This window comes from Alcanivorax sp. HI0007 (assembly GCF_001635525.1).
Lineage (GTDB): Bacteria > Pseudomonadota > Gammaproteobacteria > Pseudomonadales > Alcanivoracaceae > Alcanivorax.
Map to the genome: position 1 here is coordinate 14,278 of NZ_LWEJ01000248.1, position 26,161 is coordinate 40,438.

At 58.7% G+C, this 26,161-nt stretch carries 26 protein-coding genes; 13 read left to right on the forward strand and 13 right to left on the reverse strand.

What is annotated here, in order from left to right:
- Window positions 1-18: 18 nt before the first annotated feature.
- The 8 genes from A3714_RS13410 to A3714_RS13445 all read left to right on the forward strand — a co-directional run bounded on the left by A3714_RS13410 (window position 19) and on the right by A3714_RS13445 (window position 8,571).
- Window positions 19-819: a peptidoglycan DD-metalloendopeptidase family protein gene (locus tag A3714_RS13410; protein WP_063509645.1), complete on the forward strand. Its 801-nt coding sequence runs from the start codon at window positions 19-21 to the stop codon at window positions 817-819.
- Between the two features lie 28 nt (window positions 820-847).
- Window positions 848-1,768, forward strand: a complete 921-nt coding sequence (locus A3714_RS13415) for a cation diffusion facilitator family transporter (protein ID WP_063509644.1) — start codon at window positions 848-850, stop codon at window positions 1,766-1,768.
- A gap of 118 nt (window positions 1,769-1,886) precedes the next feature.
- Window positions 1,887-2,516: a hypothetical protein gene (locus A3714_RS13420; RefSeq protein ID WP_063509643.1), complete on the forward strand. Its 630-nt coding sequence runs from the start codon at window positions 1,887-1,889 to the stop codon at window positions 2,514-2,516.
- Window positions 2,513-4,051 (forward strand): GMC family oxidoreductase, encoded by a 1,539-nt coding sequence (locus tag A3714_RS13425; RefSeq protein WP_063509642.1) that lies wholly within the window; start codon window positions 2,513-2,515, stop codon window positions 4,049-4,051. The genes A3714_RS13420 and A3714_RS13425 overlap by 4 nt, the downstream gene beginning before the upstream one ends.
- Before the next feature lie 513 nt (window positions 4,052-4,564).
- On the forward strand, window positions 4,565-5,161 hold the full coding sequence (locus A3714_RS13430; protein ID WP_063509641.1) for a hypothetical protein: 597 nt from the start codon (window positions 4,565-4,567) through the stop codon (window positions 5,159-5,161).
- A gap of 9 nt (window positions 5,162-5,170) precedes the next feature.
- Window positions 5,171-6,769 carry a GMC family oxidoreductase N-terminal domain-containing protein gene (locus A3714_RS13435; RefSeq protein ID WP_063509640.1) on the forward strand — a complete coding sequence of 533 codons (1,599 nt, stop codon included), beginning with the start codon at window positions 5,171-5,173 and terminating at the stop codon, window positions 6,767-6,769.
- Between the two features lie 213 nt (window positions 6,770-6,982).
- Entirely contained in the window at window positions 6,983-8,140 is a 1,158-nt protein-coding gene (locus A3714_RS13440) for an iron-containing alcohol dehydrogenase (protein ID WP_063509639.1), read from the forward strand.
- The gene (locus tag A3714_RS13445) at window positions 8,140-8,571 is read left to right on the forward strand and encodes a thioesterase family protein (RefSeq protein WP_063509638.1); all 432 of its coding nucleotides are present in this window, start codon (window positions 8,140-8,142) and stop codon (window positions 8,569-8,571) included. The genes A3714_RS13440 and A3714_RS13445 overlap by 1 nt, the downstream gene beginning before the upstream one ends.
- A gap of 77 nt (window positions 8,572-8,648) precedes the next feature.
- Here the strand turns inward: A3714_RS13445 and A3714_RS17760 are convergent, their stop codons facing one another.
- The 9 genes from A3714_RS17760 to A3714_RS13490 form a co-directional block, all read right to left on the reverse strand.
- On the reverse strand, window positions 8,649-9,626 hold the full coding sequence (locus tag A3714_RS17760; protein ID WP_062817203.1) for an AgmX/PglI C-terminal domain-containing protein: 978 nt from the start codon (window positions 9,624-9,626) through the stop codon (window positions 8,649-8,651).
- On the reverse strand, window positions 9,623-10,123 hold the full coding sequence (locus A3714_RS13455) for a biopolymer transporter ExbD (protein ID WP_062817204.1): 501 nt from the start codon (window positions 10,121-10,123) through the stop codon (window positions 9,623-9,625). The genes A3714_RS17760 and A3714_RS13455 overlap by 4 nt, the downstream gene beginning before the upstream one ends.
- Complete coding sequence (locus A3714_RS13460) at window positions 10,120-10,650, reverse strand: biopolymer transporter ExbD (RefSeq protein WP_062817205.1); 531 nt, start codon at window positions 10,648-10,650, stop codon at window positions 10,120-10,122. The genes A3714_RS13455 and A3714_RS13460 overlap by 4 nt, the downstream gene beginning before the upstream one ends.
- Before the next feature lie 43 nt (window positions 10,651-10,693).
- Window positions 10,694-11,383 carry a MotA/TolQ/ExbB proton channel family protein gene (locus tag A3714_RS13465; protein ID WP_062817206.1) on the reverse strand — a complete coding sequence of 230 codons (690 nt, stop codon included), beginning with the start codon at window positions 11,381-11,383 and terminating at the stop codon, window positions 10,694-10,696.
- 140 nt (window positions 11,384-11,523) lie between these two features.
- Window positions 11,524-11,811 carry a hypothetical protein gene (locus A3714_RS13470; protein ID WP_062817207.1) on the reverse strand — a complete coding sequence of 96 codons (288 nt, stop codon included), beginning with the start codon at window positions 11,809-11,811 and terminating at the stop codon, window positions 11,524-11,526.
- Window positions 11,811-12,563 carry a tetratricopeptide repeat protein gene (locus A3714_RS13475; protein ID WP_082844774.1) on the reverse strand — a complete coding sequence of 251 codons (753 nt, stop codon included), beginning with the start codon at window positions 12,561-12,563 and terminating at the stop codon, window positions 11,811-11,813. Before A3714_RS13475 ends, A3714_RS13470 begins: the two co-directional genes overlap by 1 nt.
- Complete coding sequence (locus A3714_RS13480) at window positions 12,544-15,483, reverse strand: tetratricopeptide repeat protein (protein WP_231866117.1); 2,940 nt, start codon at window positions 15,481-15,483, stop codon at window positions 12,544-12,546. The genes A3714_RS13475 and A3714_RS13480 overlap by 20 nt, the downstream gene beginning before the upstream one ends.
- The gene (locus A3714_RS13485) at window positions 15,480-17,396 is read right to left on the reverse strand and encodes a lipopolysaccharide assembly protein LapB (RefSeq protein ID WP_063508340.1); all 1,917 of its coding nucleotides are present in this window, start codon (window positions 17,394-17,396) and stop codon (window positions 15,480-15,482) included. The genes A3714_RS13480 and A3714_RS13485 overlap by 4 nt, the downstream gene beginning before the upstream one ends.
- Window positions 17,393-17,911, reverse strand: a complete 519-nt coding sequence (locus A3714_RS13490) for a hypothetical protein (protein ID WP_062817209.1) — start codon at window positions 17,909-17,911, stop codon at window positions 17,393-17,395. Before A3714_RS13490 ends, A3714_RS13485 begins: the two co-directional genes overlap by 4 nt.
- A gap of 165 nt (window positions 17,912-18,076) precedes the next feature.
- Here A3714_RS13490 and A3714_RS13495 point away from each other — a divergent pair, with 165 nt between their 5' ends.
- Both A3714_RS13495 and A3714_RS13500 read left to right on the forward strand, forming a co-directional pair.
- Complete coding sequence (locus A3714_RS13495) at window positions 18,077-18,937, forward strand: fructosamine kinase family protein (protein WP_231866118.1); 861 nt, start codon at window positions 18,077-18,079, stop codon at window positions 18,935-18,937.
- An 11-nt stretch (window positions 18,938-18,948) separates the two neighbouring features.
- Complete coding sequence (locus tag A3714_RS13500) at window positions 18,949-20,064, forward strand: 4-phosphoerythronate dehydrogenase (protein ID WP_063508341.1); 1,116 nt, start codon at window positions 18,949-18,951, stop codon at window positions 20,062-20,064.
- Here A3714_RS13500 and A3714_RS18100 read toward each other — a convergent pair.
- Window positions 20,036-20,236 (reverse strand): PA1571 family protein, encoded by a 201-nt coding sequence (locus A3714_RS18100; protein WP_348720684.1) that lies wholly within the window; start codon window positions 20,234-20,236, stop codon window positions 20,036-20,038. The two genes, A3714_RS13500 and A3714_RS18100, sit on opposite strands and share 29 nt — an antisense overlap.
- Before the next feature lie 73 nt (window positions 20,237-20,309).
- Here A3714_RS18100 and A3714_RS13505 point away from each other — a divergent pair, with 73 nt between their 5' ends.
- A complete protein-coding gene (locus A3714_RS13505; protein ID WP_063508344.1) occupies window positions 20,310-21,452 on the forward strand; it encodes an ATP-NAD kinase family protein in 1,143 nt (380 codons plus the stop codon).
- Between the two features lie 134 nt (window positions 21,453-21,586).
- On the opposite strand, the gene htpX is transcribed toward A3714_RS13505, so the two are convergent.
- Complete coding sequence (gene htpX, locus A3714_RS13510; RefSeq protein WP_062817211.1) at window positions 21,587-22,483, reverse strand: protease HtpX; 897 nt, start codon at window positions 22,481-22,483, stop codon at window positions 21,587-21,589.
- A gap of 123 nt (window positions 22,484-22,606) precedes the next feature.
- Between htpX and A3714_RS13515 the strand changes: the two genes are divergently transcribed.
- Entirely contained in the window at window positions 22,607-23,524 is a 918-nt protein-coding gene (locus A3714_RS13515; RefSeq protein ID WP_063509037.1) for a class I SAM-dependent methyltransferase, read from the forward strand.
- 137 nt (window positions 23,525-23,661) lie between these two features.
- Here the strand turns inward: A3714_RS13515 and A3714_RS13520 are convergent, their stop codons facing one another.
- Window positions 23,662-24,177 (reverse strand): hypothetical protein, encoded by a 516-nt coding sequence (locus A3714_RS13520; RefSeq protein WP_063509035.1) that lies wholly within the window; start codon window positions 24,175-24,177, stop codon window positions 23,662-23,664.
- Between the two features lie 183 nt (window positions 24,178-24,360).
- A complete protein-coding gene (locus tag A3714_RS13525; RefSeq protein ID WP_063509034.1) occupies window positions 24,361-25,590 on the reverse strand; it encodes a pyridoxal phosphate-dependent aminotransferase in 1,230 nt (409 codons plus the stop codon).
- 102 nt (window positions 25,591-25,692) lie between these two features.
- Between A3714_RS13525 and A3714_RS13530 the strand changes: the two genes are divergently transcribed.
- Window positions 25,693-26,161 (forward strand): DNA-3-methyladenine glycosylase I (locus A3714_RS13530; protein WP_063527192.1); only part of this gene is annotated, 469 nt, incomplete at its 3' end.

Sequence of the window (26,161 nt, forward strand, 5' to 3'; positions counted from 1 at the left end):
AGGTAGCAATTCCTTCTGATGCGTACCCTGGCGACGGCATTGATATTCCTGATGGTCAGCGGCTGCAGTGCGCGTAATTTCGCGCCGGTTGTTGATATCTACGGACAAGAGCCGCGAACCAGCAAGGTAACGGCGGGGACCCATGAAGTGCGTCGCGGCGAGACGCTTTACTCCATTGCCTGGCGTTATGGCTGGGACTATCGAGAGCTGGCCCGCGCCAACCGCATACCGGCGCCCTATACCATTTATCCGGGACAGCGAATTTCCCTGGCCTTGAAAGCCCCCGCCAGCAGTGGCTCACCTTCGTCAACCGGCAACAGCAAACCGGCGACGCAAACCGCAAGCAAACCTCAACGCCAACCCGTCAGTAAGCCGGAACCGGCCAAGCCGCAAACCCCGCCTGCATCCAAACCGTCTGATACAGCTTCTGCCGGTTCCACGGTGGGTCCGGTGAGCTGGCGTTGGCCAGCAGGGGGCCAGGTTGTGGAGACCTTTTCCAGTGCCAACCATGGTCGCAAGGGGATTGCTATTTCCGGTAAAAACAACAGCCCGGTGGTGGCAGCCGCAGACGGCCGGGTGGTGTATCGCGGCAGCGGCTTGACCGGGTACGGCAATCTGCTCATTCTCAAGCACAGTGATCGCTGGTTAAGTGCCTACGCCCATAATGACAAGATGCTGGTGAAAGAGGGCGATGCGGTGAAAGCCGGACAGCAAATCGCCGCCATGGGAGCCACCGGTACTTTCCGGACTCAGCTGCATTTCGAGATTCGCAAGGACGGCAAACCCGTGGATCCGCTCCTCTATCTGCCGAAGAAATAGCCTCCATGGTTGCTAACGGAATGCATTCATGACCAGTGAAAACCGCCGGGAACATCGCCTGTTGATGATCGCCGCACTGGCGTCAATCGTCACCGCGTTGCTGCTGATTGCCGCCAAGACGGTGGCGTGGCTGATGACCGGGTCGGTGAGTCTGCTGGCATCCCTGGTGGATTCGGTGATGGATTCGCTGGCCTCGCTGATCAATTTCTTTGCCATCCGCTATTCCCTGGTGCCCGCGGATGAGGAGCATCGCTTTGGCCATGGCAAGGCGGAAGCCCTGGCGGGTCTGGGGCAGGCAATTTTCATTGCCGGCTCGTCGCTATTCCTGATCCAGCAGTCCGTTTTCAAATTGATGGATCCGCAACCGATTGAGCAGAACGCCGTGGGGGTCGCGGTGATGGTATTTTCCATCGTGCTGACTTTCGGACTGCTGCTGATCCAGAAATTCGTGGTCAGAGAGACCGGTTCAACCGCCATCGAGGCGGATTCGCTTCACTATCTGTCAGATCTGTCTGTCAATGCAGGGATCATCCTGGTGCTGGTGGTCAGCCAATACGGTTTTCTGTGGCTCGATGGGGCCATGGGGCTAGTGATAGCCCTGTTTATTCTTTACAGCGCCTGGTCGATTGCCGGCGAGTCCATCCAGTTGCTGCTGGACCGTGAGATACCCGGTGATGTGCGCGATGTGATTGGCGCCATTGTGGCGGAGCATTCCCCGGCATTGGGTTTCCATGACCTGCGTACCCGCCAGTCTGGGCGCACCCAGTTTATCCAACTGCATGTGGATATGGATCAGAACCTGTCATTGCGGGAAGCCCATGATCTGGCCGAACGTATCGAGCGGGGAATCCGTCAGGCTTATCCGGCGGCGGATGTGATTATCCATCAGGATCCGGTGGCGGTGGGCCCCAGCGTGCCGGTATCCCGTCCAGAAAAAAGCGATCCCTGATCCCTGTTTACCGGCCAATTGTTCTGTGCGGTCAAGTCGCCCTGTCTGAGTAAACACATTGTATTCATGTGGTCTTTTGAGTAGCTTCAAGGCTGTATTTTTGCGTTGAGGACAGACCATGAAAAGCCAGCTTCAGGCGCGGCGGATTTCCGCCATGTGGCAACAGGGCATGGCCCGCCGACGGTTTCTGAAATGGGGCCTGCTGGGCTCTGCCGGCGTGGCTGCGGTGGCCGCCGGCGGCTTTGCCTTGCTGCGCCGTTCCCCCCTGGATCAGCAATCCTCACCGGCCTGGGCGAAGGGCCTGTCCGATGCGGAATACCATCTTTTCAATCGTGCCCGGCAGGTACTGTTACCCGTTGACGGCACAGCGTTGCTGCCCAGCGAACAGGTGCCAGTGGTGCAAAATGTGCAAACCCTGTTGGGACACCTGCACCCGCTGACGCGCAAGGAGGTAGCCTCCGGTCTGGGTCTGTTCGACAACGCTGCAGTGCTGAGCCGGGGCAGTCGTTTTGTGGACCTGAATGATGAGGATGCCCGCGCCTATTTCGATAGCTGGGGGCAGGGCAATGTGATCCAGCGAACCTTGGCCACCGTGATCAAGCAACTGGTCTACAGCGCTTATTGGCAGGACCCTGCCACCTGGCCGCCCACCGAGTTCGATGGCCCGGTGAGTGACAAGTGGGGGTTGGCGTATCTGGGCAATGCACCCCTGCCGGAGAGTGTGGCTGACGGGGAGGCACGGGCATGAGCGAAGTGAAATGGCAGGCATCCGGTTTGCGTGTTCACCAGGCCAGTGATGTCACCCGTGACCAGCTGCAGCTGGACGCCGATGTGGTGATTGTCGGTTCCGGGGCGGGTGGGGCGGTGAGCGCCTATGAACTGGCCAAACGAGGTTTCAAGGTAGTGGTACTGGAAGCGGGTCCGTATGTGCCCTCCAAAGACTTCACCGAGAACTTTACCGACAGCCTGGATACCCTCTATCAGGATCACGGTGGTCAGAGTAACAATGATGGCGATTTGCTGGTCTTGCAGGGGGCCTGTGTGGGCGGCTCCACCGTGGTCAACGGTTGTGTCTGCTTCCGTACCCCGGATTTCATTCTTCAGGACTGGCAGCGGGATTTCGGGCTGAATGAACTCACCGTTGACGAACTGGCGCCGTACTTCGATGAAGTGGAAAAGAACCTGGCGGTTCATGATAACGGTGAGCACGAAATCCCCCGGCACGGTCGCCTGATTCGCGCCGGCGCCAACCGACTGGGCTGGTCGGTGAAACCTCTCAAGCGCAATATCCGGCAATGCGGGCTTACCGGTCATTGCCTGTCCGGCTGCAAAACCGAACGCAAGCAATCCATGCTGGTCACCTATCTGCCCTGGGCTGCGGCCCATGGCGCGCAGATTTATGCGGATACCCGGGTGGAAAAAATCCTTACCCGTGACGGCAAGGCCAGCGGTGTGGAGGCGATCATCACTGGCCGCGACGGGGCGGTGGCGGCAACACTGACGGTGTCTGCGCCCCGTGTCATCCTGGCCGCCGGGGCGGTTCAGACTCCCTTGCTCCTGCTCAAGAGCGGACTGGCTAACCGGTCCGGTCAGGTGGGCAAAAACTTCGCCTGCCACCCCTCATTGTATGTGCCGGCCCGTTATCCGGAGCCGGTATACCCCTGGCGTGGCGCCATGCTGGGGGTCTATGTGGATGAGTTCATGTATCCGGACAAGGGCGGTTTTGTGCTGGAAGATGGGGGAGCAGGGCTGGTGGAGCTGACCATGGCCGCAGAACCCGGCACCGGCAAACCGTTCATGGACTACATGGCAAATGCCAAGTATCTGGCCGGACTGGTTACCCTGATCCACGATCATAATGTGGGCAGCATTGAATGGGATGGCGAGCGCAAAAAAATCAACTACAAGCTCAGTGATACCGACTTTCCTTCCATGCAGCGGGCGTTGAAAGCCGCTGCCCGGTTGCACCTTGCCTCCGGGGCGACCGAAGTCTATGTGCCAGCCAGTGATCAGCGGGTTATCCGTAGTGAAGCAGAGATTGATAGTCAGGTGGACAGCCTGGAAAACCTGCCTCAGCACCTGCGCATGGTCAGCTACCACCCGCAGGGTACCTGTCGGATGGGAGCCGATCCGGCGCAAAGCGTGGTCGCCGCCAATGGCCAGACCCATGATGTGCCAGGCTTGTACGTGGCAGACGCGAGTGTGCTGCCCACTTCCATCATCGTTAACCCGCAGATTACCGTGTATGCCCTGGCGACACGGATTGCCCGCCAGATGGCCTGACTCAGGTCCTGCGACCCGACCGGGAAATGCCTGACAGGGGGGCAGGCTGTTCCCGGTCATCGGGGAGCCCCTGAATCCCCCCTTGAATGCCCGGTCTGGATGACCCGGGAGCATGGGCTGAGCACGCCAGAGCCAGGGCCTGCTCTGAAGGGCCCATGGGCTGCGTGCTGTCGCCGGGAACGGGAACCACCGGCATCCTTCTGGCCACGCTGAGTACCCAAGGGGGTATTCAGGGCTCCCAAGGGCTTTGGCGTTTGTAACGGTTTGTTATAGACTGGGGTCTGCGTCCGTAGCTTCATGGCGATGCCTGACGTAAGCCGTTGCCGTTACAGTAAATTTTCTTCAGTCGGTTGTATTGCCAGATACGCCGCTTGTTCACGAAAAGGCCTGTGACAACAACGTCTTCGCCATGCATCCCCGCTAGGGCCACGGATTCGGATCGCTAAAAGATTACCGCTCCACCAATAACAACAAGGGCCCAATGGACGCCGGGCCTGCCCAGGAGAGGGTTCGATGAATAACAACAAGCGTGCGCCGCTGCCCGGCTTCCTTGCCGGCCTGGAGCCGTTGAGCCGCCGCAGTTTTCTGCGTAGCTCCGTGCTTGCCAGCGCTGCAGTCACTTCCGGTTGTGCCAGCATGTTCGGGCGCAGAGACGCTCCGCAAACGCTGCAATATCACAGTCTCAATCAGGATGAAGCCCGGGTTATCAGCCGCCTCACGGAAGTGATGCTGCCCACGGCTCAATACGGACTGCCGTCCAGCACCGAGGTTGTGCCCACCGTCAAAAACGTGGATGCCATGGCACAGCGGATGCCTCAGCAGACCCGGGAGTTGCTTGGTCTCGGGATCTGGGTATTCAACAATCGGCCAATGGTCAGCTTCAAGTTCAGTCAGTTCACCTCCCTCTCCGACGACAAGGCCCTGGATTACGTCAACGCCATGCAGCAAGGCTCCTTTTTCGAGCGAGGCCTGATGACCACGTTGAAAGCGCTGGTGGCGTTGAACTATTGGCGCGATGAGCGCACCTGGCCGGGACTGGAATACCACGGTCCGGTAACCGAAGTGTGGGGCGTACGACGCCTCGGTAATGCGCCGTTGCCGCGAGCCTGAGGGGGAATTATGGCTTTTGTACGTGTCGCCCGTGACGGTGTCCCTGTCACTGAGGCAAAAGATGTGGCCCTGGACGCAAACCTGGGCAAACGGTTTACCCTGAAAACCGATGTGGTTGTGGTTGGTTCCGGCGCGGCCGGTTCCATTGTCGCCTATGAAATGGCGAAAGCCGGCCGGGACGTGTTGGTGCTGGAATCCGGTCGCTATTACCCCAGCTCCAAGTTTACCGAACACCTGGGCGATACCATGACCCAGATCTATCAGGATCAGGTTGGCCAGGTGAATACCACTGCGGACATCATCTTTGTCCAGGGGGCCTGTGTCGGTGGCTCCACGGTGATCGGCGCTTGCGTGATGGAAGAGCCTGGCGATGAGGTACTGGATCGCTGGGCCAGTGACTATGGTCTTGAGAACCTGGCGGCGAAAAAATTCCGCCCCTATCTGGATGGGGTGGCCGACCAGCTGCAGATCCACATCAATGAAGCGCACGAAATCAACGCCTGCGCCCACAAGGTGATTCAGGGCTGCGAGAAAATGCAGTTTTCCTGGAAACCGGCCCAGCGCAACGTGAAACAATGTGCCCTTACCGGGCACTGTCTGGCAGGCTGCCCCTCCGACCGAAAAATGAGTTCCCTGGTGACCCATCTGCCATGGGCGGCCGCCCATGGCGCGCGGATTTTCTCGGATACGGAAGTGGTCCGTGTGCGCACCCGTGATGGTCGTGCCCGGGGGGTGGAAGCGCGCATTACCGATCCCGACAGCGGCGCCCACGTGGCTGACATGCAGGTGGATGCGGACATGGTGGTACTGGCCGCCGGGGCTATCCATACGCCACTGATCATGCAGCGTAGCCAGCTGGCGGATCGCAGTGGTCAGCTGGGTCGAAATCTGTCTATTCAGCCTTTCACTCAGGTCCTGGGTAAGTTCAAGGAGCCGCTCTATGGCTTCCGTGGAGCACTGGTCGGCGTGCAGGTTGACGAGTTTACCCGCAGCGATGGTTACACCATTTTCTCCGGCTTGGCTGAACCGGAATCCCTGTTGGCTCAGGGTGACATGAAGGCGGGCAAGGCCCATATCGACTTCATGAAAGACTACAAGTACTACGCCGGTGTAAATGCCTTCAGCACCGACCAGGGCAGGGGATATGTGGAATGGTCCGGGGATGCCTACAGCGGTGACAAGACCATCCACTGGAATCCCAACCGGGAAGAATTCAATAACATGAAGGCTTCCGCCGCCCTGGCAGCACGTATTTTCTTTTCCGGTGGTGCGGAAAAGGTTTACATGCCGACGTTCCAGAATCTGGAGGTGGATTCCGTGTTCGCCTTGGATGAAACCCTGGAAAAGGTGGATTACGGTCTGAAGGGCATGTACACCTTCCGGGCCAACAGCTTCAGCCCCCACGGAACCTGTCGCATGGGATCTGACCCCTATGAGGCGGTGGTGGCTCCCACTGGCCAGGTCTATGGCACTGCGGGGTTGTTCGTGGCGGATGCCAGCCTGATTCCGGCACCCATGACCGCACCGATTCAGTGGACCGTGCAGGCCCTGGCCCAGTACGTCAGTGACCAGATCAACGAAAACGCACACAATTACTTTATCGGTTGACCGCTAACGGCTCGGGACAACCGTGTCCCGGGCCTGCCTTCCTGTCCGATTCCGGTTTGATTCTGTTAACGCCATTGTCTCGGGTGAAGCGGATTTTTGGCGTGCGTCGACAGGCTGGCGCGACGCAAAATGCCGCTCCCACGGCGTCATCCGCCATCCCCGCCTGTGCTAGCATTGATGCCTCAGTCGGCACGTTTTTTCAGGAGAGTCATCATGCCGGGTTTCGAATTCGCAACCACCCATCGTGTGCTGGTAGAGGCGGGTGCTGCCGGCCGTCTGCCGGCCCTCTGTCAGGAGCGCGGCGCCAGTCGGGTACTGCTTGTCACGGATCCGGGTATTCGCAGCACGCCACTGCTGGAACCGGTGGAAGACAGCTTTCGTCAAGCGGGTATGCCGCTGACCGTCTTTGATCAGGTTAGCGCTGATCCGGCAGATACCATTGTGCTGGATGCCGCACGGCAGGCGAAGGAAGCGAAAGCAGATCTGGTGATTGGCTTCGGTGGCGGTTCCTCCATGGATGTGGCCAAGCTGGTGGCGTTGCTGGCACACCCGGATGCCAGCCAGCAATTGTCGGATATCTATGGTGTGGGAATGGCAACCGGACCCCGCTTGCCGCTGATACAGGTGCCAACCACGGCGGGCACCGGTTCGGAGGTGACTCCGGTGGCCATTGTCACCACTGGTGCCACCACCAAGGCGGGTGTGGTGGCGCCATCGTTGCTGCCGGATCTGGCGGTGCTTGATGCAACGCTGACCCTTGGCTTGCCGGCCCATGTAACGGCGGCCACCGGTGTGGATGCCATGGTTCATGCCATTGAGGCCTACACCAGTGCCCACAAGAAAAACCCCTATTCGGATATGCTGGCCCGTGAAGCACTACGCCTGCTGGGGGGCAACCTGGTGACCGCGGTGAAAGAGGGCGACAACCTGGCGGCCCGGGAAGCCTGTTTGCTGGGAGCGATGATGGCCGGGCAGGCGTTTGCCAATGCACCGGTGGCCGCGGTCCATGCGCTGGCTTATCCCCTCGGCGGCCATTTCCATATTCCCCACGGACTGAGTAATTCCCTGGTGTTGCCGGAGGTGCTGAAATTCAACGCCACCGTGGCGGCCCCGCTGTATGCGGAGTTGGCGCCGATTCTCAGCGACCGGCCCTTCACGGATGCCAATGACGGTGCCCAGGCGCTCATAGCAGCCCTGGAGGCGTTGATCGATGCGGTTGGCTTGCCGGTGCGTTTGCGCGATGCTGGCGTCACGGAAGAGAGCCTGGAAACCCTGGCATCGGATGCCATGCTTCAACAGCGCTTGCTGGTCAACAATCCCCGGGACGTTTCCGAAGCGGATGCGTTGGCAATCTACAAGGCGGTGTACTGATGGCAGAGAAAGGGAGCCGGCCTGAGCGCGGGGAGTATGGTTATCTGTGTCCCGTTGACAGTCGCTGGAGCGATAACGATATCTACGGTCACATCAATAATGTGGTCTATTACAGCTATTTCGATTCCACCATCAACCGTTACCTGATCGACGAGGGCGGCCTGGATATTCACGATGGGCAGCAGATTGCTTTTGTGGTGAGCTCGGGTTGTGAATATCTGGAAGCCGCTGCCTATCCGGATTCATTGGTGGTGGGCATGAAGGTGGAAAAACTGGGCAGCAGTTCGGTGCGCTACGGTCTGGCCCTGTTCGGGGCTGAAGGGCCGGCGAAGGCCACCGGCTTTGTGGTTCACGTTTTTGTGAACCGGGAAAGCGGACGGCCGGTACCGATCCCGTCGTCGTTGCGCGCAGCGCTGGAGGCGCTTGCCTGACAGGCAGGACGAGGTTGCCCCATCACAAAAAAAGCCCGGCCTTTTGAGCCGGGCTTTTTTGTGGCTGATCGTCCGGATCAGTTCGGGAAGAAGTTCAACTTGTAGTCTCCCTTCCAGGTTTCCACATTCATGGCACCGAAGTTCATGCCTTTGGCAATTAGCATGATGCGTCTTTCCAGTTGGCTGTCGCCCAGCTGGCTGGATTTCACTTTCACATCCTGTACCTCGCCGCTGGGGGCAATCACCAGGTAGAGCACGACAGTCCCCTGCAGGGCAGGGTTGCTGCGCAGCGCCCGCTGGTACTGACTGTTGAACTTGCCAGCGTAACGGTCGAATACGCGACGTAGCTGCTCCTGGGTGCGGCGGCTCTTGCCGTCACTGCCCTTGCGGGTGGTGCTGGCTGCCTGACCGGATTCGGCGATCTTGCTATCCACCTTGCCGCCGCCAACCGTGCCGGCCGACAGGGTGCCGCCACCGCCGCCACCGCTGGATGCTCTGGCGGTGGCAATTCCTCCGGAGCCGGCACCGGCACGCTTGCCGATCAGGTCACGTTCGGCCTTGGCGGCGCTATCCCCACCGGTACGCAGGTTGTCGCCGGCATTGACCAGGGGACCGATATCATCCAGCCCGGCCAGTGAGTCTCCCAGATCTTCTTCCAGCTTGGCCTGGGCTTTTTCCCGTGCCTGTTCCCGTTCCACCTCAGCAGGCCGTGGTTCCGGTTCTGGCTCAGGCTTGGGTTCCGGCTTTGGCTCTTCCGGTTCGGGCTTTTCTTCAGGCTCTTCTTCCTCAGGTTCGGGCTCCGGTTCGGGTTCTGGCGGTGGCGGTTCTTTTTGTTTTTCAAGAACCAGCTGTGCCAGTCGTTCCGGGATTTCCTGCTGTTCTCGCGGATCCGGTTTTTCAATGGTCACTGATTCCACCACGATCATCAGCAGCAGCGACAGAATCAGCAAAATGACAATGATGCCGTACAGTCGCCGGTCTTCCCCCTCTTGTTTGTCCCAGGGCAGTGAGCCATCGATGAGTATGCGCAGCGTGTTATTGTTTTTCTGCGTCATTCAGACTCCTCCTCTGCCACTTTCAGGACAGCAAAGGCGACCTTGGTATAGGGCGTTTCCATGCAGCTGCGCATCAGTTTCTTGATCACTGCATAGGGCACATCCCGGTCAGCCTGAATCATGACTTCCCGCTCTTCTTCCGAATCCAGGGCAAGTGCCCGGGAAGCCCGGAATTTCAGCTCTTCTACCAGAGCCTCAACGGTGCGCTCTTCCTGTGCTCTTACCGCCTGGGTATCGGCAATCTTGCGCCCATCAATCACCACCGAGGAGGGGCTCACCTGAATAATGAGCACATCGTTAGGCAGTTCCTGAGCGGTGGATTCCGGTAACTGGATATCCTGATCATCCGGCAATTTGGCGGCATTGTTGTTATTGACCAACAGAAAGATCAGCAGGATGGTGAAGATATCCATCAATGCGGTCAGGTTCAGGGTGGCAACCATCTTGTGGCGACCATGGTGTCGTGCCATACGGCGTGCGCGGGCAGACTTTTTCATGCCTCACCTCCCGCTGCCGCAGTCTGATCCTGGGGTGCCGAGCCAATGCTGATACTCGGGAACAGCTCTTTCTTGATGGTCTGGCCATTGATCTGCGTGTTGTAAAGACGCACTGCGTCCATGGTGTGGATCATCACCTCATAGGGGGTGTCATCCTCACAGAGCAGGGTAATGGCTGTCTCTTCAGGGAATTTCTCTTTCAGGGTGACAAGATAGTCGTGCAGGGCTTTACTATCGTGTTTGTCCCCCTGGTTATCGACAATTTTCAGTACGGCACTGGTGTTGCGGTCCACCACTTCATAGCGGTTACCGTAAATCAGTACTTCGAGTACCAGTTTGTCTTTTTCGTCGTCTTCCGAGGGAGTGCTGCTGTCATTCACCGCGGGCAGATTCAACTGCAGGATGGAGACCTGCGCGAAGACCGCGTTGATCAGCAGAAAAGGAATCAGCACTACCATCAGATTCAGAAAGGCAGTGATGTTCAGTTCCACATCGGTGTCGCGCGAACGTCGTCTGCGAAATCGCATACCAGATCCTTACACCAGATTGGCGAAAACAAGAAAATACGGCTTATTGGCCGTCGTTCTTGCGCTCTTGCTGGGCAGAAACCTGGCGGAAGACGTTAACGAATTTCACCGAGGCCATTTCCATGCTGTCCACCAGTTTGCCGGCCATGGCGTTGATAAAGGCAAAGGCCAGAAGCATGGGGATAGCGGCAATCAGGCCGAAGGCGGTGGTGTTCATGGCCACGGAAATGGAGGCAGACAACAGATCGGCTTTCTGTGCCGGGTCGGCACTGGCTACGGCGGTAAACGCGCTGATCAGACCCAGAATCGTCCCCAGCAGGCCGAGCAGGGTGGCGATGTTGGCAAAGGTGCCGATGTAGGGAGTACGGGCTTCCAGGCGCGGGATGATTTCCATCAGGCCTTCTTCCATGGCCAGTTCGATATCGTCGTGACGCTTGGCAGTCTTGGCTCGCTCAAGACCATAGCCGATCACCTTGGCCATGCCGGTATTGCTGTTACTGACCACATCCAGGGCCTGACGGAATTGGCCTTTGGCGATCAGCGGGTAAACATCTTTCCAGGTTTTCTGGTTCTTTGCCTTGGTGGCCTGGAGGTAAATGATACGTTCCAGGGACAGGGCTAGGCCCAGTGCCAGGACAACCAGAATGGGATACATGAAGAAACCGCCATCCTGAATAAAGGTGATTGCGGTCTCAACAACGCCGGTGTTCTGCGCGGTGGCGGTGGTGGGCATGGACTTCTCCTGCGGTATACCTGTTAGAGTTATTGTTTCCCATGCGACATTGCCCGGACTCGGGTTGCCGCACCTTCCCCAAAGTGCCAATTTTTATCAGAAAAAAGGCGTGGGTGCATCTAATGATATTGATGGATGTATTATTTCAGGAACAGATCGTCGTTATCCGGCTCCTGATTGAGTAGCTGGTGATACTCGATTTCCCGCATCAGCACCTCCTGATCAAGGGGTTCCAGTACCCGATTGAGCAGGGACGAGGTGGGATCTTTTTTCTCAAGCTTCACCTCACGGTCTTTCCAGGGCACCACATTCAATACCGTGGGGGCTTCCTGGGTGCCGATCACATTGGTTGACGCTTCCTGTCCAGTGTCATCAGCCTGGCTGACGCAGGCACAGGCGAGGGCAGCCATGACGAGTAATAGTCGCATCAGTTCAGTTCTCCATTCTTGTTCCCGGCATCCTGGTTTGCCACTGGCTGGGCGGGGGACTCCGGCGCCCGGCGTTGCAAGTCCACAATCCAGTTGGCGACGTTCTCATCGGGCTGTTTCTGTAGATTCTGGTAGGCCTGGAAATGCTTCAGTGCCAGATTCAGATCCTGCAAGTAGAGCTCGGCGAGCACGGCCATGTTGAAATGGGCACGGGCATATTTTGGATCCAGAACCAGCGCCCGTTCGTAATGAATGCGCGCATCATCGAACTTTCCCTGTTCCCGCAACGCCAGGCCAAGGCCATTGTGGGCATAAGGGTTTGCATCGTTGATGGCCAGGGATTGTTCGAAGGCCTGCTGTGCTTTGGGGTAGTCCTCCTGTTCCATGTAGATCAGACCCACATTGAGCGCAGGACCGGACAGTTGCGGAAAACGCTCACTCAGTGAGCGAAACATCACCAGGGCTTGCTTGTCGTTGCCAGCCATTCGTGCCTGCAGGGCACGGGCATATTCCGCCATGGCCTGCTCGGCGATCTTTTCCACCTTGGGGTCATGGGGGACTGGCGGAATATGAATGGCGTCACTGTCGGCGGCAGCACCACCGTCTTTCTGTTGCTCATATTTGCTGGTGCCGCCTTCGCCGGAGCCTTCCAGTCCGAGGCCGTCCTTGCTGGCACAACCTGACAGCACCAATGCAGCGAGCAATGCGGTGGCCGCGCCAAGGCGGCCGCGATCAGTAAATAATGTCCACATAGCTTTCTACCTGTTCAAACTTCGCATAGCGGCCGGGAATCAATTCTGCCAGGGCACCAAAACTTTTCTTTACCCACTGGTCATAGATGTCATCAGTCACCAGGTTGGTATTGGCGATAAGAATATCGATGGCCTGGTCCTCGTAGGGGAAGGCCTTGTCCTCCAGAAGCATGGTGTACTCTTCCAGCTCAAGTTCATCCAGGCCTTTGGGGCGTTCGGATGCGATCAGATCTCGGGCCAGAACCCGGTACATCTCACCAATCTTGTAGTTGGCGGCGGTGGCGTATTCTGCCACACCGATATCGGCGACCGCCTGATAATCCGCAAGGGCTTTTTTCATCACATCGGTCTTGGCGGCCAGTGAGGTCTTCAGGGGTTGGCTGAGCGAGATACGCTTGAATTCCTGGAAGTTGGGCTTTGCCAGCGTAAAGCTGGCGTAGGCGGCCAACCAGGCAACCCGGTCGTTGGCCTCGTTACCGGCTTCCCGGTAACTGGTGACCAGTTGTTGCAGCCAATAAGTTTCCCGTTCGCTGTTGCCGGTTTTCCGGTTCAGCTCCACCAGCCGGAACTGGGCCTCAGAGCGGAAATCATAGGGCTGTGGCCATTCCTGCAGGTATTGCTGATAGAGGGCGATGGACGCCTGGGGTTGTTCGGCCCGGTCCTGCATTTCTGCCGCTTTCCACAATGCCTGGCGGGACAGTTCCGGATCATCACTCTTGTAATTGGCGGCGATCAACTGCAATTCGCCGGCGGCCGCTGTGTAGTTGCCTTCTTTCTCGTAGGCAATGGCGAGCTTGTCCGGAATGGTGTCGGTCAATGGATCGTCGGGATAGCGTTCGCGGAAGGCTTCCAGAACCGGGATTGCAGCGGTGCTGCGCCCTTGGTTAATGAACAGGGTGGCGGCATCGAATTCTGCGTTCTTGCGCACCGCCGCTTCCGGTACTGTCTGGCCCACCCGCAGGAAGGTGGCAGCAGCGATATCCAGATTGCCTTGTTCCTGCTGCTGCTCGGCCTGGCGGTAAATGCTGACGGCGAGTTTTTCCCGGTACAGGCTGCGCTGCTCGTGAGACATCTGCATATCAAGCAGTTTGCCATAGGCCATTTCCGCCACCTTGAAGCGACCCAGGTCGAATTCGCCATTGGCAATGGTGGCCCACCCGTAGCGCATTAGCTCGGCAGAAGGCGGCGGCTGGCGGTTGACCAGAATACCGGCGGTCTTGACCGCACCTTCCACGTCACCCAGTGCCAGCTGATCCTCGGCGGTGTCATGCAGCACATTGGGGACTTCCGGGTGCGCGGGGAAGCGTTGGCCGTATTGCTGAGCACTGGCAATTTTCTTTTTCCGCCAGGCGTTTTCCTGTTCGGCGTCCGGATTGCCGTCGAGAATTTTTTGGTAGGCAACCAGGGCATTGAAGGCGGCGTCTCCCCCTTTCTCGTAATCCGGGTATTGATAGGCGGTGCGTTCAAACTCGCTGATCGCGGTGGCGTAGTCCTCTGCGGCGTAGAGCACTTCCGCATAGCGGTGATTGACCTTGCCCTGGTCTTCGCTGGCTGGCGGGGTATTCAGGTATTCCTGGTACCAGCGGGCTGGCTCGCGGTAATCCGCGGGCTTGCCGGATTGCTGGGCGAGCACATGGTGGTATTCGGCCAGGTCAAGAATATGTCCCTTGAGCAGCGATACATACTGTTCGCGAATGTCCGGGTGGCGTCCCCAGTAATCGCTGTTGATGCCATAGTGCTGGATAAACTTCTCTTTTGCCGGAAGCACCAGGGTAGGGAAGCCGCCTTTCTGATAGGCCTCGATCTGCAGACTGGAGAACTCCGGCGCCAGGGTCGAATCCGGATACACCTGGACGAACATATCAAAGGCTTCTGCCGCATCCCGGAAACGCTCCTGGCCAAGATAGACCTGGCCAAGAGAGCGGTAAATCGCCGGTTCATAGTCCCGGTTGCCGTTGCGGGCAAACCAGTTTCTCACCGAATCCGGACCATCCAGATTACTGAAGGCCAGGCTGACCACGCGCTGGGTATCAGTGAACAGCTTGTTTTCCATGCTGGTGTCGTCAGCCAGTTCGCTGCTGCCGTTCAGATTGTCCAGCAGGGTGAAGAAGCTGCCCTGGGCCAATTCATAGTCACCCAGTTTGTAATGGCTCCAGCCTCGTTTGTAGAGTGCCTGGTTATAGAATTCATTGTCGGTGCCACGCTTTATCACGTCCGCGTAGGCCTGTTCGGCGTACTCATAGTCGCCATCGGAAAACAGCATTTCACCGCGGCGGAACTGGGATTCCAGGGCCCATTCACTGTTCGGGTATTGGCTGACCAGAGCGTCCAGACTGGCCTGGGCCTGCTCCAGGTTGCCATCCATGGCATAGGCCTTGGACAGCAGGTAATAGGCTTCGGCCCGTTGGCCGGGATCGTCGGTACTATTGAGCAGCTCCTGATACAGGGAAATGGCGGTGTCGTAGTCCACATCATGGTCCGCCAGTGAGGGAGCCATGGTGCCGGCCAGATCCAGCAGCGCCATCTTACGCTCGTTATCCGGGGTGGTATTCACCTGTTCCATGGTGTTGTCGTAAACCACCTTGTCCACTTTCTGTTCCAGATCACTGTCATCCTCGCTACCCATTTCCTGTTCGGTAGCCGATGTCAGTGCCAGGTCCGCCATGCGACGCAGGGTTTTGGCCCGGCGTTCCGGATCATCAAACAGTTCGGCAGCCTGGCGATAGCTGTTCAAGGCATCCTGGGTGCTGGCGCTTTCCAGTTGCTGCTCTTCAATGATGATGTCGGTACTTTCCAGATCCGCCAGGGTTGTCCCGCCGAAGCGAGCCTGTTGTTCCAGGGTGCCGTTTTGTGGGGCAGACGCGCAGCCGCCCAGGGCAATCATTGCGGCGGCCAGGCCATGCAGGCGAAATCGGGTCACGATCCTTTCCTCTGTGTACTGCCGTCGGATACCGAAGAGTCTTGCAGGCGAGCAACGGCCAGATGGGCCTCGGCCAACTGGTCGGCCAGTCTTTGCTGGTTGGCGAGCAGAAGCGCAAGGGCGTCGGCTTTCATGCTCTTTTCCAGAGCCTCAAGTGTGTCTTCGGTAAGACGTTTTATTGTTTCAATTCGCTGGGTTTGCCCGGCCAGTCGCTGGCCCAGGTCGTCCCGTGTGCGCAGGGTGGCATCACGTATTTGCTGTTGCACAGCAGCGATTCGTTCGCCAAGCACGCTGCTTTCTTCCCGTAATTGGGTAGCAGCTTGCTCCTGTTTTTCCCGTTGTTCTATCGACTGGTGGGCAATATCCCACAACAACAGGCCGCGAACCTTGCGCAGCCTCAGTGCATTGGCGTGGGTGGAGCCGGGCAGCGTGCCGAACTGGCGAGCCAGGGCATCCACTTTTTTCCACATGACAGCCTGTTCCGGGGTGGCCACGTCCGCGGGGTTGCTCATATCAACGAAGTTGGGAATGGCGGCGGAGACCCGGTCGCTGGCCATGGCCAGCTGTTCCTGGCGGCTCATGTGACGGGTCATTTCCCCGCGTACATGGGGCAGATTGCGACTCAGGCGTTGTTGCTGGATTTGGTGGGTTTCCTGGAGCGCAGGCAAGGCCTGCTGCCAATTTTCTACCATGGTCTTGATCTGGTGGATCTGCCGGTAGTGCTCGAATCGCTGGGCGAAGTCGTTGCTGGAAAAAAGCTTGTACAGATAGGAAAGCTCACTGCCCTGGGCAAGATCGCCGCTGTTGGCCGGGAGCAGACCGGACTGGTTGCGATCCTCCGGTAACAAGGCCTCTGACCAGCCCGGCTTGGCGATATTATCGATGGCCCGCTGGACATCCTTCAGGGCCTGGCGATATTCGGCGGCGGCATATTGGTAACCAGCCAGCGCCTGGGGCAGCCCGCCCAGCTCTTCATAGGCGCGCGGGGCAAGCATCAGTGCTTCCTGGACGGACGGGTGGCTGCTGTTGCGCCGAACGGCTTCCAGCCACAGGGGCAGGGCACGCTTCACCTCGCCGGCCCGGTAGTTTGCCAGGCCCAGAGCCAGCAGGGCATCTTCGGAAAAGGGGCCATCGCTGCGTACCTGACGCAGGTCGGCGCGGGCGCTTTGCAGGTTGCCTTCGCGTAATGCCGTCAGGCCAGCAGCCAGAGCTGCCCGGTCACGCAGGGCGAGCGCCTGATCGGAACTGCCTCCGGCCTCCAGCAGGGATTTCAGCAAGGCCACTCCCTGATCGCGATGGCCGCCACGGATCAATGCCACACCCATGTTATAAGTGGCATAGCGGCCTTCGTCCGTGCTGAGGGGGACCGAGTGCAGGTAATCCAGGGCGCCGGTGAAGTCTTCCTCGGCCATCAGGATATTCGCCAGCATCAGGCGCCGCCGGGCGTCGTCAGCCGGGTCCAGGCCTTCCACGTTATCACCGTCGAGGATCATAGCGGCTTCTGCCAGATTGCCCTCGCGGTAGTGTAATGCGGCTTTATGAAGCCAGGTTTGCGCCCGGGTCCGGCTAAGAATGTCCTTTTCCAGTAGCCGGTTGAAGATCACCTCGGCCTTGCCAGGCAGGCCGTAAGTGACATACAGGTCCCCAAGCAGCAGTTCCGCGTAATCGGTATCCTCGTTGAACAGCGACAGCTCCTGATTGACCAGAAGCTTGTTGATCGCATTGAAATTGGCGTGTCGATAGTAGTCGAACATGACCTCGCCAAAGGCCAGATAACGATGTTCTTCCATACCAAGCGGAACGGGGCCTTCGTTGATATCATCGAAAAACTCGACCTTGGCCGCCTGGGCAGGGGATAACAGAGTGGCGAAGCACGCCGCGACCAGCCACCGTTTTCGCCGCCGCTGTATCATTGCTGGTTCCACTCACGGAATTCAAACTTGTGTTGCTGCTTGTTCAGGTCATCCACCACCTGCATTTCCACCATTTTTTTGCCAGGTCCCTTGGTAAAGGTATAGCTGGTGGTCTTCTGGTAGTCCTTGCCGAGGGGGTCGTAGCCGGTAATGGTGGCTTCCATCACGTGACGACCACTGGCCAGGTTGCCGGTGTAAAGGCGCTGGATGCCCCCTTTGGTGAGGGCTTCGAATTCCTGGTCGCTGTAGAAATGGTAGCCCACATGCTCGCCATCAATGGTCAGATTGATATCAACCAGGCGAATGGGCGTGCCCACATCCACGGACACGAAGATACTGGTCTGTGGGCTGGCGTAGAGCAGCTCCTGTTCCAGAAGGGTCAGGTCACGGTTCAGGTCCAGCGCTTCGCTTTTCAACTGGCGGATCTGTTCGGACAGACCGTCGTCATCAGCGGCGCTGGCGAACGAACACAGGCCGACAAGGAAGGCGCCGCACAGGGGCAAGATTGCTTTCATGGGGTGGCGATCGCTTTATGTTGTTGTTATTGGCCGGTAACCCGGCTGGCGTAATGCCTAGTTGTAATCAGAAGAATGGCTTAAATCAAGGGGAACAGTCAGTCATTATTGGCCGCGAGAGCCGATTTTGGTGGCTTCTATAGTCAAAGAGTTGCGTTTATTTTTATGAAATTACCTGTATTGCTGCAACAGGGGCTCAATGAAGCTGGCCTGGAGGGCAACTGGACCCTGACGCCGATGGCGGGGGGCGACACCGCCCGTAGCGCAATGCTCGAGGACGGAGAGAGCCGTTATTTCGTCAAACAGCATCGCAATCCCTTGTTGCTGGAGGCGGAAGCCCTCGGCCTGGAGACGCTGGCACCCACCCTGAGAGTTCCCCGGGTGGTGCATTGCCATTCGGCCCCGGAGGGCGGGGTGCTGATTCTTGAATACCTGGACATTGCCCCTCTCACGGGTAGCAGCCAGTGGATGGCCGCCGGATCAGCACTGGCCTGTCTGCACCGCACCGAGTGCCCGGTCCTCTATGGCAATCACCCGGACAACTTTATTGGCGGCAGCGCACAGAGCAATACGAGCCACAGCGACTGGGTGGCCTTTTTTGCCAACGAAAGACTGCTTCCCCAGTGGCAACGGGCGCGGCAACGGGGGTTGCCGACCACGGCGGTTGAACGGACCGGGCAGGTCATTGACCAGCTGCACCGCTGGCTACCTTCCCGGCCACCCTGTGCCCGGCTCCATGGTGATCTCTGGCAGGGCAACCTGGGTCAGGTTAACGGCGAGCCGGTGTTCTACGATCCGGCCTGTTATCATGGCGACCCACAGGTGGACCTGGCCATGCTCAATCTGTTTGGCGGAGTGCCTGCAGCGTTCTTTGAGGGCTATCAGTCGGAGTCTGCCACGGTGTTGCAATACCGGGCCTGGCCAGTCTATGACCTGTACCATTGGCTAAATCACTACAACCTTTTTGGTGGCCAGTATGCCCGGGCAGTGGATGATACCGCCCGTCGTCTGCTGGCTGCCCGCTGACGAGAAAACCGATGCATATCGTTGCCGATGCCAATATGCCCGGGCTGGAGCCCTTTGCTGCCATGGGGACCGTGACACGGGTGGAGGGGCGCAACCTGACCCGGCAGCAACTGGGGGAAGCGGACGTCTTGTTGGTCCGCTCGGTGACCCGGGTGGATGCGGCGTTACTGGCAGGGTCCCGGGTCCGCTTTGTGGGCTCGGCAACCATTGGCACCGACCATGTGGACCTGACCTATCTGCAACAGCAGGGCATTCGTTTTGCGCATGCGCCGGGCTGTAACGCCCGGGCAGTGGCCGAGTATGTGCTGCAGGCGGTGCTGTTGCTCTGTCAGGCACGCAACCGGTCATCCCGTGGCGCTTCGGTGGCAGTGGTGGGGTTGGGAAATGTTGGGCACCGGGTGGCGGACTGGCTGGCTGATCTGGGGATGCAGGTGCGTGCCTGCGACCCGCCGCTGGCAGAACAGGGCTACAGCGGCCCTTATCGTCTCGAATCCCTGGATGCCATACTCGATGCGGACCTGATTACCTTGCATGTGCCGCTGACAGACCGGGGTGAGCATGCTACCCGGCATTTGCTGGATGCGGATCGGCTGGCGCGGTTATCAGCATCACAGATGTTGATCAACACCTGTCGGGGGCCCGTGATTGATAATCAGGCCCTGCTGGCAAACCTGCAGGCGGGCCAGGGCCCGGCCACGATTCTGGATGTCTGGGAAAGTGAACCCCGGGTGCCGCCTTCGCTGTTTGAGCAGGTTCTTCTCGGCTCTCCGCATATTGCCGGATACAGCGCCGAGGGCAAGCTCAAGGGGACCCAGATGCTTTATCTGGCGTTCTGTGACTGGCTGGGAGTGACGGCAGCCCCCGCTCCCCAGGCAGCAAGGAATGGCATTATCCGCCAGGCGGTGGCAAACGAAGAGGATTTGCTAAGGGTGTTGCAGGTGGCATACCGGTTAGCAGTGGACCACCAGGCGCTGGGAAACAGCCTTGGTGCCGCGGAGCCGGCTACGGCCTTTGACCGGCTGCGCAAGGAATACCCGGTGCGCCACGAGCTTCATGACTGGTGCCACCAGGGTGAAATCGCCGCGCCCTGGCAACGGATCATGCGCCGGCTTTTTGCCCGGGATTGAGTGAACGGGCAGGGGGCTGCCAGCTCTTTTCCAGGCGCTGGAACGCCTGCTGGATCATCGCTTCGGTAATGGGAATTTCCCGGCCCTGCTCATCAATGATGGCACCACCGTGGAAAGGATTGCCGGGTTGCTGGCTGTCGAGATTCATGGCTGCATCCCTGTAAATATGCATGATTAAGTTGTTTATTTAGGCGCTGGTCCCCGTGGACAGCAATGCCATTTTTGTATCTGGATATGACCGCTTTATGAAAGTCGACCAAAGTCTCTGCCTCGGTGTTCTGGTCAACCCCTACGCGGGCCTGGGTGGCAGCGTCGCCCTCAAGGGCAGTGATGGTGAGGCAACCCGCGAAGAAGCCCTGCGACGGGGTGCCGAGCCGCAGGCGCCCGCCAGAATGAGCCGTGCACTCAAGGCCCTGTCCGCAGCTCGAAACCTGAGGGTGCTCACCTGGGCCGGCGAGATGGGCGAGGCAAGCTGCCGCGAAGCCGGGTTGCCCTGTCAGGTCATCGGTGAGTCCGCCATGCCCAGCGGTCCCCAGGACACCCACAGGGCTGCAGAAGCGCTGAAAAACGCCGGGGCGGAGCTGATCCTGTTCGCCGGCGGGGATGGTACTGCCCGGGATCTGGTGGATGCGGTGGGACAGGGAACGCCGGTGTTGGGGGTACCTGCCGGCTGCAAGATGCACTCTGCGGTTTACGCCATCAATCCGGAAGCGGCAGGCAGCCTGCTGACAGAACTGGCCAGCGGCGAACTGGTGGGTTTGCAACTGGCAGAAGTACGGGATATCGATGAGGACGCTTTCCGTGAGGGAGTTGTCCGTGCCCGTCATTATGGCGAGCTACGGGTTCCTGCCGAGGCCCGTTACCTGCAGCAGGTCAAGTGCGGTGGCCGCGAAGTGGAAGACCTGGTGGTGACGGAAGTGGCGGCCTGGATGGCGGATAACCTGGAAGACGACACCTATTACCTGATGGGCTCCGGTTCCACCGTGGCGCTGGTCATGGAGCAACTGGGTCTGGAAAACACCCTGCTGGGGGTGGATCTGGTCTATAACCACGAAGTGGTCGGTCGGGATCTGGGCGCCAGGGCCCTGCTGGAGGAAATCGGCGATGCCCCGGCCCGGGCGGTTATTACCGTGATCGGCGGCCAGGGGCATCTGTTCGGCCGTGGCAACCAGCAATTCAGTCCGGCGCTCATTCGGCGCCTGGGCAAGGACAATATCCAGATACTGGCAACCCGCACCAAACTGAAGACGCTGGCAGGGCGACCACTGGTGGTGGATACCGGCGATGCAGAGCTCGACCGGGAGTTGTGTGGGCTGTGGCCGGTGACGACCGGCTATGAAGATCAGGTGTTGTATCGGGTGAGTACAGAGGCAGTTAACAGTGAATAGTTAACAGAGGACAGCGTCGCGGAAGAGGTTGTCATGCTTTGGAATGCAAGAGGCCGCGCCAATGGTTTGGGCGCGGCCTCTTGCGTCTCAGGAGCTAAGTGCGCTGATCGCGCACTGTTAACTGTTCACTATCCTCAGCCGTGCCGCTTTTCCTGCAGGGCGGCAATCCGATCATCCAGCGGCGGGTGAGAAGCAAACAACGCTTTCAGGCCCTTGGCGAGGCCGGAGTTGATACCGAAGGCAACCAGGGTGTCGGGCATCTGGTTGGGCATCTGGGATTCCGCCTTCAGCCGTTGCAGGGCCGAGATCATGTCGCGGCGGTCTGCCAGCTGGGCGCCGGCCACATCGGCCCGGTATTCCCGGAAGCGCGAGAACCACATGACAATGGCGCTGGCAGCGATACCGAAGATGATCTCCGCCACGATCACCACAATGAAGTAACCGAAGCCTAGGCCGCCACCGCCGTCACGGCGCATGAAACTGTCCACCACATAGCCCACCACGCGGGCGGCAAAGATAACGAAGGTGTTCACCACGCCTTGTACCAGGCTCAGGGTAACCATGTCGCCATTGGCCACATGGCCGATTTCATGGGCCAATACCGCGCGCACTTCTTCCGGACGGAAGCGGGACAGCAGACCCTGGGAAACCGCTACCAGGGCGTCATTCTTGTTCCACCCGGTGGCAAAGGCATTGGATTGCTGCGCCGGGAAAATCCCCACTTCCGGCATTTTGATGCCAGCCTTGTCAGACAGCTCTTTGACGGTCTGCAGCAGCCAGCGCTCCGCGTCATTGCCGGGTTGCTCGATGATCTTCACCCGCGCAGACCATTTGGCCATGGGCTTGGAGATCAACAGGGAAATCAGCGAGCCGGCAAAACCGAATACGGCACTGAAAATCAGCAGGCTGGTCAGGTCCAGCCCGGAACCGCTGGCGGCAAAATAGGAATTCACCCCGAGCAGGCTCAGAGTAATGCTGGCGACCACAATCACCGCCAGGTTAGTCAGCAGATAAAGCGCTATGCGCATCATCGTCGGTTGTCTCCACGTCTTATCGGAACACTTGATTATGGGGGCGAAGGCCGTGAAGGCAAGGTATACTGCGCGGCAAACGTACCCGCCACATGCTCTCCCGGTCCTATGCATTCCTCCCAATTGTCAGACCTGCTTGCCCCGTATCTGGTTCCCCCCTCGCAGCCTCGCCATCGTCTTTTTCACGGCCGGGGGAAAACCGTACCCGCCCTGGAGTGGCTAACCGTCGATTGCTTTGCGCCGGTACTGGTCGCCACGGTATTCCGGTCCCAGGACGAGACCACCTTGCAGGAGCTGGAAAACTGCCTGACCGCAAGGCTGAACGACCTGGGTTGTGACACCCTGGTGATTCAGCATCGCTATGACGGCAAAGCCGACAATGTGCTGGTATGTGGTGAGCTGCCGGAGTCGCCCCTGGCGAAAGAGGATGGACTGGTCTACAAGCTGGATTTCCAGCGCGGACAGAATCTGGGTTTCTTTGCCGATATGGCGCAAGGGCGGCGCTGGATTCGTGAGCGCGCCGAGGGCAAGAAAGTCCTCAACCTGTTCAGCTTTACCTGCAGTTTTTCCGTGGCGGCCCTGGCCGGTGGTGCGGAATCGGTGGTGAATATTGATCTTTCCGATCCGGCGCTCAGGCTGGGGCAGCAGAACCACGGACTTAACGGGTTCGAGAATGCCAGGGTGCATTACCTGCCACACAACATTTTCCGTAGCTGGAAAAAACTCCACAGCCTGGGCCGTTACGACATTATCGTGATCGATCCACCCAGCGCCCAAAAAGGCAGTTTCATGGTCGAAAAAGACTATGCCAGGGTGTTGAAGAAGCTGCACAAACTGCTCGCTCCCGAAGCGGAAATTCTCGCCTGTGTGAATGCGCCGTGGCTGGATTATGGCTGGCTGGAAGCCTGTGTGGAGCAGAATCTGCCGGGAGCAGAGCGGGTAGGGCGTTTACCGGGGGCTCCGGGATTTGACGAAGTCGGGGAACCTGCGCTGAAGACGGTGCATTATCACTACCGTCGACCGGCAGAGCTCGATAGTTGAGACGGATCGCTGGCTCCTGCATTTGCAACAGTTACCGTAGGGTGCACTGAGCCTAAGGCGAACTGCACCGATCCGGCGTTTGATGGTGCAGTTCGCCTTAGGCTCAGTGCACCCTACGCATAGGCAACGGACGGGGATTAAAAGCCGTCTTCGGTGGCGAAGGGCGGGTTGTCTTCCGGCTTCAGCAGATCGGCGAACTCTTCGGCTTGAACCGGTTCCGGCTGCCGTGACAGCAGATAGCGGACCACCGCTGTGGTTCGCACCGAATCCCGGGCACGAATGGCTTGCAGGAACTGTTCGGCCAGTGTCGCCTTTTCGTGCTTTACGGTGGCGGGCAAAGATGGATCGGGTTGCTCGAAACGCAACTGGCTGATGGCGGTCAACACTACGAAAGCCTTGTTGGTCAGTATCGCCTGCTCAATCCCTTCCTGAAAGATGGTCGCCTCATAGCGAAGCCAACCTTCTTCAGCCAGCCACATCATGGCGCCCAGGCAAGCCATGTGTCGGCTGCTGTGCAGCCCCACATCGTCCACTTCCGTCGGCCCGATAATATCTTCCACATACAACGCCCCGGGGCGCGGGAAGTTCATATACGCCTGCATTAGAATGCGGGCAACATCATGGCTGAAGTCGTCGATGTGCAGGTGTGACATGTTCAATGCTTCCAGGCAACTGCAGGAGTATCGCTGGCGGTGTGATAACGAGAGTTTCGCGTTGCGAGCAGCGGGTTTCGAAAGTCCAAACCTGAACAAATGGGAGCTTGATTTTCGCTTCTCGAAACTCGCACCTCGTTACTGGGTTATCGCGCCGCGAGCGACGCTCCTACAGGCGTTTTTTTATTTTTTTCGTACCCGATCAAGATAACGTGCAATCCGGCCGATGGAATCTTCCAGGTCGTCCACCCGGGGCAGGAACACCACGCGGAAGTGATCCGGCTCCGGCCAGTTGAAGGCGGTGCCCTGGACAATCAGTACCTTCTCTTCGCGCAGCAGGTCCAGCGCAAAGGCTTCATCGTCTTCAAACGGGAAGACCTTCGGATCCAGCTTCGGGAACAGGTACAGGGCGGATTTGGGTTTTACGCAACTGACACCGGGAATCGAGTCGAGCATTTCCCAGGCCAGATCCCGCTGGCGTCCCAGTCGCCCGGTGGGGAGCACCAGATCGCCAATGCTTTGATAGCCGCCCAGGGCTGTCTGGATGGCATGCTGGCTGGGCACGTTGGCACACAGGCGCATGCTGGCGAGCATATCCAGGCCTTCGATATAGCTCTCTGCCCGGTGTTTGGCGCCTGAGATCACCATCCAGCCGGCGCGGAAACCGGCGGCGCGATAATTCTTGGACAGGCCGTTGAAGGTGATAAAGAGAAGATCGTCGGCCATGGAGGCGATCGAGGTGTGCTCTTCGCCGTCGTAGAGAATTTTGTCGTAAATCTCGTCGGCAAACACGATCAGGTTGTTTTCCCGGGCAATCTGCAACAGCTCTTGCAGCATGGCCGGTTCGTAGTTGGCGCCGGTGGGATTATTCGGGTTGATGATCACCAGGGCCTTGGTGTTCTTGTTCACCTTGGCACGGATATCTTCCAGTGACGGTTGCCAGTCTTGCTGCTCATCACATAGATAGTGAACCGGGGTGCCACCGGACATGCGCACGGCCGCGGTCCAGAGTGGGTAGTCCGGTGCCGGCAACAACACTTCATCACCGCTGTTGAGCAGCGCCTGCATGGACATGACGATCAATTCGGAAACACCGTTGCCGATGATCACATCATCCACGGTGACGCCTTCGATGCCTTTGGTCTGGGTGTACTGCATCACCGCCTTGCGGGCCGGGAACAACCCTTTGGAGTGACAGTAACCGGTGGATTCCGGCAGATTGCTGATCACGTCCTGAAGCAGCTCTTCCGGAGCCTCGAAGCCAAATGGGGCCGGGTTGCCGATGTTCAGTTTGATCACCCGGTGACCTTCGTCTTCCAGGCGATGGGCTTCACGCAGCACCGGGCCGCGGATGTCGTAACATACGCCGCGTAATTTGTCGGATTTGTTGACGTGGTATTGGTCGATGGTCATGCCGGTCCCGTTGAATTGGATAGAGCCAAGAGGCTGATTCTACAATGTCCCCAAATTACTGTATATCGAGTCACTACAAACGATATGGAACTGGAGCAGGCCGTGACCCCATTCAAGGATTTGCTGGCCCTGGCGGTAACCCGCAAGGGCTCCCTGAAAGCCGTAAAAGGACAGTTGCCGACTGTGGCAGATGCGGGCCTGCTGCGCAGCCGTGATGATGCCTTCTACCTGTCGGCGCTGACCCGCCGCATTTTCCGGGCCGGCCTCAAGCACTCTTTGGTGGACAATAAATGGCCGGCGTTCGAGGAGGCCTTTTTCGGCTTTGATCCGGAAAAACTGGTGCTCATGCCCGACGCCATGCTGGATGAGCGCATGCAGGACACGCGTCTGATCCGTCATTGGGGAAAAATGAAAGCCATCCGTCACAATGCCCAGCTGGTGCTGGACCTGGCGGAGGAGTACGGCAGCGTCGGCAACTGGCTGGCGGATTGGCCCGCCGATGACACCGTGGGCATGTGGCTGCTACTCAAAAAACGCGGTAAACAGCTGGGGGGCAACTCCGGGGCGGCTT